3 protein-coding genes and 2 pseudogenes are annotated in these 8004 nt (G+C 63.7%); all 5 read right to left on the bottom strand.

The window, feature by feature from the left end:
• Positions 1-481: 481 nt before the first annotated feature.
• A complete protein-coding gene (locus tag ACYVD0_RS12830) occupies positions 482-2716 on the bottom strand; it encodes a TonB-dependent siderophore receptor (protein ID WP_460427167.1) in 2235 nt (744 codons plus the stop codon).
• 103 nt (positions 2717-2819) lie between these two features.
• Positions 2820-4027 (bottom strand): annotated as a pseudogene (locus ACYVD0_RS12835) (transposase).
• 245 nt (positions 4028-4272) lie between these two features.
• Positions 4273-4454 (bottom strand): annotated as a pseudogene (locus ACYVD0_RS12840) (IS110 family transposase); the annotation flags it as partial.
• 44 nt (positions 4455-4498) lie between these two features.
• Positions 4499-6757: a TonB-dependent siderophore receptor gene (locus ACYVD0_RS12845; protein ID WP_460427168.1), complete on the bottom strand. Its 2259-nt coding sequence runs from the start codon at positions 6755-6757 to the stop codon at positions 4499-4501.
• A 59-nt stretch (positions 6758-6816) separates the two neighbouring features.
• Positions 6817-7770: an IS1595 family transposase gene (locus ACYVD0_RS12850; protein WP_460427169.1), complete on the bottom strand. Its 954-nt coding sequence runs from the start codon at positions 7768-7770 to the stop codon at positions 6817-6819.
• Between the last annotated feature and the right edge of the window lie 234 nt (positions 7771-8004).

Below are 8004 nucleotides of genomic sequence, written 5' to 3' on the forward strand. Positions count from 1 at the left end.
CGTTGCGGGACTTGGCAAGGGAATGCCATTCCCTGCGTCCCGCGCCTCGCCTGGCGCCATTTGGCGCGGCAACGCGGCTCGCGGAGAGTAGTGTTAACAGGCCCAGAGCATTTTCATCAAATACCAGATCACTGCTGCAACTGTAGGTCGGGTTAGCCGCAGGGCGTAACCCGACGCGACGGGCAATGCCGGGCAGGCTGTCGGGTTACGCTACGCTAACCCGACCTACGGAGCGGCCCTCCACGCATATCGTTATCCTGATCGCCCCCAAAAGGCGGACTCGAATAAGGTGAAACAGCTCTAGTCCGAGCGAACCCAGCAGGACGCACAGTGTTAACAGGTGCTAGTTCAGGCAAACCGCCTCAACGCCTTCGCCCAGCGACAGCCATCCGCGCAGCCCGGCGCGGATGAGTGCCAGCAGATCCACACGCCTCGACCATATCGGCCAGACTCTCCCGTGGATAGCCACGACAACCCGGGACTACCAGGAATAGGTGAGGGATGCGGTGACATTGCGGCGCTCTCCATAAAAGCAGTAGGAGCCGCAGCTGGAGACGTACTCCTTGTCGGTCAGGTTGGAGGCGTTGAGCTGCAGCTTGATGGCATCCCAGGTGTAGCTGGCCATGGCGTCGTACAGGGTGCGGGAGGGAACCTCCAGGCTCTCGGTGTCATCGGCCCAGCTCTCGCCGGTGTAGCGCGCTCCGGCGCCCAGGGCCAGGCCGTCCAACGGGCCGCCCCTGAAGCTGTAGGTCGCCCACAGCGAGGCCATGCGGTCGGCCACCCCCGAGGGCGTCTTGCCCCGCTCGCTGGGGTCCTGCGACTTGGTGATCTCCATGTCGAGGTAAGTCATGGAGCCGGTCAGGCTCAGGCGTTCGGTCACGTTGGCCACCGCCTCGAACTCGATGCCCTTGCTGCGCACCTCGCCCAACTGGGTTGTGATGCCGCCGGGGCCGCTCGTGCGCACGTTGCTCTGGGTCATCTCGAACAGGGCGAGGTTGAAGGAGCCGTCGAAGCCCGGCGGCTGGTACTTCAGGCCCACCTCCCACTGCTCGCCCTCCTCCGGCTCGAAGGGCTCGCCGGTATCGGTGTTGAGATCGGCCACCGGCAGGAAGAACTCCGAATAACTGAAATAGGGCGTCAGGCCGTTGTCGAACAGGTAGGCCATCCCGGCGTTCCAGGTGAACTCCTCGTCGCGGATGTTCTTGTCCACGCCGGTGGTGCGGTTGTCGAGATCGGCGCGCGACTTGTCGTAGCGCCCGCCGAGCAGGAATACCCAATGGTCGTCGAGCTTGACCTGTTCCTGCAGATAGAGGCCGAGCTGGTCGAAGCGAGTGCGAAAGTCCTGCCGGTCGTCAGTCAGCGGGTTCAGGCCTCTGTCGACCAGGGTGACCTTGCCACCGTAGCTGGGGTTGTAGATGTCGATGGGTTCGAGCACCCGGGGAGAACTGGCATATCGCTTGTCGTCAAGGTCGAGCTTCTGGTAGTCGAGGCCCATCAGCAGGGTGCTCTGCACCCACGCTCCCTCCCACTTGTAGAGCAGGCGGTTGTCCACCGAAAGGCTGTCGGTGTGGCCATCGGCATTGCTCAGTCCGCGAATCAACAGGCGCCGGCTGGGATCGGCGCCCGGCTGCAGCAGGTCGTCCCGGTAGCCGGCGGCCCACATATGCCGATACTCGAGGTCCAGGTGCCCGTAGCGCAGGTTCTGCTGGAAGGACCAGGCATCGTTGAAGCGGTGCTGGAAGTCGTAGCCGAAGGTGTACTGGTCGCGCTCGAACTTCTCGTAGCGCGGATCGCCCACGGCGACGTCATCGTGGATCTGTCCATTGGCGGTGTGGAACCGGCTACCCTCGGCGGGAAGGAACTGCTTCGTCGGGTCGGAGTTGTCGCGCTGCATACTGGCGCGCAGGGTCAGCGCGGTGTCGTCGGTGAAGTCGAAGGTCAGCGTCGGGGCGAACAGCAGCCGCTCCTCGTTCACATGGTCGACCTGATTGCCCTTGTCCTGGCTGAGCGCGGTGATCCGGTAGAGGATGCGTCCCGCATCGTCCAGAGGGCCGCCCATGTCCAGGGTCATCTGCTTGTGGTCGAAGCTGCCATACTCCACGCCGATCACGCCGAAGCGGGTGGCGGTCGGCCGCTTGGTAACCAGGTTGACCAACCCCCCCGGCGGGTTCTGGCCGTAGAGCACCGAGGCGGCGCCCTTGAGCACCTCGACCCGCTCGAGCAGGAAGGGATCGACCTGCCACTCGAAGTACCCACTGGAGTGGACCCGGTTGCCGTCGCGGTAGAGGCCGTTGGCGCCTTGGTTGAAGCCCCGGATGGAAAACCGATCCGCCCGGTTGTCCTGGCCATCGGAATCGGCCTGGACGCCGGCCGTATAGTGCAGGGTATCGCTGACAGTACGCACGTTGCGGTCGCGCATCTGCTGCTCGGTGGTGATGGAAATCGAGCGTGGGATCTCGTTGAGCGGCGTGTCGGTCTTGGTGCCGGCCAAGGTCCGCTTGGCGGTATAGCCGGTGTCCGGACCGACCGGGCTGTCCCGGTCGGCGACCACTGTCACCCCGTCCAGCTCCACCGGACGCTTGTCCTTCTCACCCTCCTCGACACCCTGCACCGGCGTGGCGGCCAGGCCCAGCGCGCAGAGCAGCGCCAGCGGCAGGCGCCCCCTGGCGAAGGGAATGGCCGGTATCAACGGATGATCCGATGACAGCGTGCTCATTAACCCCAGTCCATTCATGCTCATCGCCCCTCTTCCATGTCATTTAGAGCCGAATGGACGGATGAGCCTGGCAAAAATTTAGGCCTGCTAAGGGGCACCCCTTTCAAGGTCTTTTGCTTTTCGAGGCCTTGATGAGGCGGTCGGTGGAGACATGGGCGCGAGCCGTCGCGGCATCGACCCAGGCCTTGGGCTTATCCACCCTGGGGCCGCGCTTGCTGGTGGCCACCTGGCCGGGCTTGATATGTCGTGCCAATTCCAACAGGCGCTGTGCCAGTGTGTTGGCCGAATCGTCGGCCCAGGCGGGCCAGTGCTCCACCGGCAGCGCGACGAGCATCCCCTCGTAACGGCTTCTGACCTGGACCGCCAGGTGGTAGGGGGAGGCCTCCCAGCCCTCGGGAAGCTGTTCGCGATGCGCCTGTTCCACGCTGCGCTTGAGCACCGCCAGGATGTTGTAGGCCAGCACCGCCACGGCAAACCCCAGCAGCGCCGCCCGGGGATGGCCCAGGCTGCGGATCTCGCTCTGCAAGACCGACTCCAGGCGCTGGAACATTCCCTCGATACGCCAGCGCCGACAGTACAGGTCGGCAATCTGCCGGGCGTCGATTGTCGCGGGCAGGTTGCTCCACAGCCAAAGGACGGACTCGCCCGACTCGCTCGGCGTATCCAGTTGCAGCTCGATACGCCGCCACGGCGGCAGCCCTTCGCCCACCACGATGGCCTGCTCGCGCGTGCGCCCCGTTGCTGTCCGCCCGCCGTCCTGCCAGTCGCCTTCCCGAGCGATGGGGGGATGCTTGGCGTGCTGGCGGACGATGAAGCCCGCCTGGGCGTCCTCGCAGCGCTGGAGAATCGCTCGCGTGCAGAAATGTCGGTCGGCTATCCACAGTTGTCCCGGGCCGGCACTGTCCAACAGTGGCAAGACACCGGTGCGCTCGCTTTCATAGGCGTTCTCGCAGGCCGCCAGATCGGTCACCAGGTCGAGGTCGGCGTCGTAGACCACCAGCGAATGCCCCGGCAGAGCAGCGGCGCGCTGGTTGCGCAGCGGCGCGAGGCGTTTCTTCGAGGCCGGCAGAGGGTTGCCGTCGACGATGCGCACTTGCCAGCCGGGCAGGCAGGGCGCAGCGCCCAGGGCCGGTTGTCCATCGGGCGCGCGGCGGCATGCAGCGAAGGGCGCAGCCCCAGGGAAACCAGCGACATCAATTCGACGACGGTGGAAAACAGCAGCTCGCGGGGATACTGGCGCTGCCGGTGGGCCTCGAACACGTCATCGACCCAGGCAGCCGGCATCGCCCGCTCCAACGCCAGCCGTGCCATGACACTGGCCGGTGCCTGCTTTTCGAATCGCGCCAGAATCTCGCCCCACATCATCTTGCCCCCTCGCTGGTTTTCAGGAGGAGAGTTTACGTAAAGACCTTGAAAGGGATGCTGCTAAGGGGGCAGCGGGCCGACCGCAGCACCTCGGCATCGAAGTGCCCAAGTGAAGCGTGTGAATGGCATGGACATCGCCAAGCAGGTTTTCCAGACTGCTCCTACCTGCACGCCAGCGCGCTGCGGAACTACCGTGCATCTCTTACGGCCGATACGAGGGTGGTGGCCGAGACCGGACCGATACCCTCGACCTGAAGCAGTTGTCTCACCCGCTCATCCTTGCGAGCCTGGGCTGGATCGTTTCGTCGAGACGGGACAGGCGTGCTTCATGCTCGTCCAGCTCGCCGCGCAACTCCGCCAGCAGCTCGAGCATCCATTGCTCCAGGCGCTCCCGCAGATAGCCACGACAACCCGGAACTACCAGGAATAAGTAAGGGATGCGGTGACATTGCGGCGCTCGCCATAGTAGCAGTAGTAGCTGCAGCTGGAGACGTACTCCTTGTCGGTCAGGTTGCTGGCGTTGAGCTGCAGCTTGAGGTCTCTCCAAGTATAGCTGGCCATGGCGTCGTACAAGGTGCGGGAGGGAACCTCCAGGGTCTCGGTGTTGTCGCCCCAGCTCTCGCCGGTGTAGCGCGCGCCGGCGCCCAGGGCCAGGCCGCCCAGCGGGCCGCCTCTGAAAGTGTAGGTCGCCCACAGCGAGGCCATGCGGTCGGCCACCGACGAAGGCGTCTTGCCCCGCTCGTTGGCGCGCAGCGACTTGGTGGTTTCCATGTCGAGGTAGGTCATGGAGCCGACCAGGCTCAGGCGTTCGGTCACGTTGGCCACCGCCTCGAACTCGATGCCCTTGCTGCGCACCTCGCCCAGCTGGGTTGTGATGCCACCGGCGCCGGAGGTACGCACGTTGCTCTGGGTCATCTCGAACAGGGCGAGGTTGAAGGAGCCGTCGAAGCCCGGCGGCTGATACTTCAGGCCGACTTCCCACTGCTCGCCCTCCTCCGGCTCGAAGGGCTCGCCGGTACGGGTGTTGAGGTCGGCCACCGGCAGGAAGAACTCCGAGTAGCTGAAATAGGGGGTCAGGCCGTTGTCGAACAGGTAGGCCACCCCGGCGTTCCAGGTGAACTCCTCGTCGCGGATGCTCTTGTCCACGTCGGTAGTGCGGTTGTCGAGATCGGCGCGCGCCTTGTCGTAGCGCCCGCCGAGCAGGAACACCCAGTGGTCGTCGAGCTTGACCTGCTCCTGCAGGTAGAGGCCGAACTGGTCGAAGCGGGTACGGAAGTCCTGCCGATCGGCGTCGGTCACTGGGTTCAGGTCCCAGTCGACCAGGGTGATCTGGCCACCGTAGCGGGGGTTGTAGATGTCGATGGGCTCAAGCACCAGTGGATCTCTGGCATATCGCTTGTTGTCAACATCGAGCTTCTGGTAGTCGAGGCCCATCAACAGGGTGCTCTGCACCCACGCTCCCTCCCACTTGTAGAGCAGGCGGTTGTCCACCGAGATACTGTCGGACTGGCCGTCGGAACCTCCTAGTCCGCGCATCAAGAGGCGCCGGCTGGGATCGGCGCCCGGCTGCAGGTCGTCCAGGTAGCTGGTGGCATACATATGCCGATATTCGAGGTCCAAGTGCCCGTAACGCAGGTTCTGCTGGAAGGACCAGGCGTCGTTGAAGCGCTGTTGGAACTCATAGCCGAAGGTGTACTGGTCGCGCTCGAACTTCTCGTAGTGCGGATCGCCCACGGCAACATCATCGTGGATCTTGCCATTGGCAGTGCGGAACCGAGTGCCCTCTGCAAGAGGGTATTGCATCGTCGGGTCGGAGTTGTCGCGCTGCATGCTGGCGCGCAGGGTCAGAGTGGTGTCGTCGGTGAAGTTGAAGGTCAACGTCGGGGCGAACAGCAGGCGCTCCTCGTTCACATGGTCGACCTGATTGCCCTTGTCCCAACTGAGGGCAGTGATCCGGTAGAGGATGCGTCCGGCGTCGTCCAACGGGCCGCCCATGTCCAGGGTCATCTGCTTGTGGTCGAAGCTGCCGTACTCCACGCCGATCTTGCCGAAGCGGGTGGCGGTCGGCCGCTTGGTGACCAGGTTGACCACTCCGCCCGGCGGGTTCTGGCCGTAGAGCACCGAAGCGGCGCCCTTGAGCACCTCGACCCGCTCGAGCAGGAAGGGATCGGTCTGCCAGCGGAAATGACCGTCGGAGTGGACCCGGTTGCCGTCGCGGTAGAGGCCATTGTTGCCTTGGCTGAAGCCACGGATGATGAACCAGTCCGCCCGGTTGTCCTGGCCCCAGACATCGGTCTGGACACCGGCCGTGTAATGCAGAGCGTCGCTGACGGTGCTCACGTTACGGTCGCGCATCTGCTGCTCGGTGGTGATGGAAATCGAGCGTGGGATCTCGTTGAGCGGCGTGTCGGTCTTGGTGCCGGCCAAGGTCCGCTTGGCGGTATAGCCGGTGTCCGGACCGACCGGGCTGTCCCGGTCGGCGACCACTGTCACCCCGTCCAGCTCCACCGGACGCTTGTCCTTCTCACCCTCCTCGATGCCCTGCGCCGGCGCAGCGGCCAGGCCCAGTGTGCAGAGCAGCGCCAGCGGCAGGCGCTCCCTGGCGAAGGGAATGGCCAGCTCCGACGGATGACCCGATGACAGCGCGCTCATTAACCCCAGTCCATTCATGCTCATCGCCCCTACTCCATGTCATTTAGAGCCGAATGGACGGATGAGCCTGGCAAAAATTTAGGCTATGTCTGAGTTAGCTGTTGCATAGCTGCTCGCCCCAGCGCCTCCCTCAAGCAAATCAATGGATTGAGCTGCGTCTTGTAGCGCTCGAGCAGGCGCCGCCATCCCAGATAATGGGCCAGATACTGGGTGGCCACCCCATGAAAAGGAGTCATCCAGCCCTTCAGGCGGCTGTCGTAGGCGTTCACGTTCTGGATGTGAAAAGGCCCGTCGACCCTGCGCTTCTGGCTCGGATTGACCGGCCGATGGGTGATGCCTTCTGCCTTGGCAAAGTGGGCATAGACGGCGGCACTGTCAGAGCAAAGAATCGCATCAGCATCGATCAGGGGGCGTAGTCGCTCCCTGACATGCGCGGCATCGAGCTTCTCCAGCTGAAAGTCGGCATGCTGGCCGCTGCGATCCCGCACCACCAGGACAGGAATCTGCTCGGCAGACAACCCGCGTCGCTTCGCGCTGCCTCCGCGCTTGCGAGGTAGGCGCGGCAAATCTCGCTGCCCCTTGAAAGACTCCAGAAAGAAGGTTTCATCGGCCTCGACAATCCCGGACGCATGCCGAGCCTGGTGATCCGCGATCTGGGACAGGAACCGGTGTCGCCACAGGAAGGCGGTGTTCTTGCTGACGCCACAGTGTTTCGCCGCCCTGCGTACCGTCAGGCTCTGAGTCAACGCCTCGGCATAGTCTTGCCAGAGATGGCGCTTTCGCAGTCGCGCCATCGGTGTACCCGTCAATGGGTTGCTGGTTTTGCCGCAAAACTTGCAGCGATACCGTGGCAGGCCGCCATTGGAGCCCCACGGCTGTAACTCGCTGGACTGACAGTGCGGGCAGCTGCTGGGCGTAGCGATCATGTCCTGCGGAAGGCTGCCAGGTGCCGACAGGCATGCCTTCAACTGCTCACGCTGTTCTGGGCTGAGGCTGGAGAGCTGAGCGATCCATCGCGTGAACTGACTCGCTTTCATGATCCACCTCCCGCATGCAGAGACGCCATGATCAGCTTAGCCTGCTGCAACAGCCAACTCAGACATAGCCAAAATTTAACACCCATCGTTGATCACTATCGCAAAAACAGGGGTGACCATAGATTCACAAGAGTAAGTATCCCCCGGCAAAGCCGGGGGCTTTATTCTGTTAGCCCCTCAAAGGGGCAAGTAGTGGGGCCGCCTGAAGGCGGCTGTCGTTACAGGCCAAACTTG

Source organism: Azotobacter armeniacus (assembly GCF_054779355.1).

Excerpts from the sequence above, each read along its gene's own strand:
- ACYVD0_RS12830 (WP_460427167.1), bottom strand. The coding sequence starts at position 2,716 with ATGAGCACGCTGTCATCGGATCATCCGTTGATACCGGCCATTCCCTTC.
- ACYVD0_RS12845 (WP_460427168.1), bottom strand. The coding sequence starts at position 6,757 with ATGAGCATGAATGGACTGGGGTTAATGAGCGCGCTGTCATCGGGTCAT.
- ACYVD0_RS12850 (WP_460427169.1), bottom strand. The coding sequence starts at position 7,770 with ATGAAAGCGAGTCAGTTCACGCGATGGATCGCTCAGCTCTCCAGCCTC.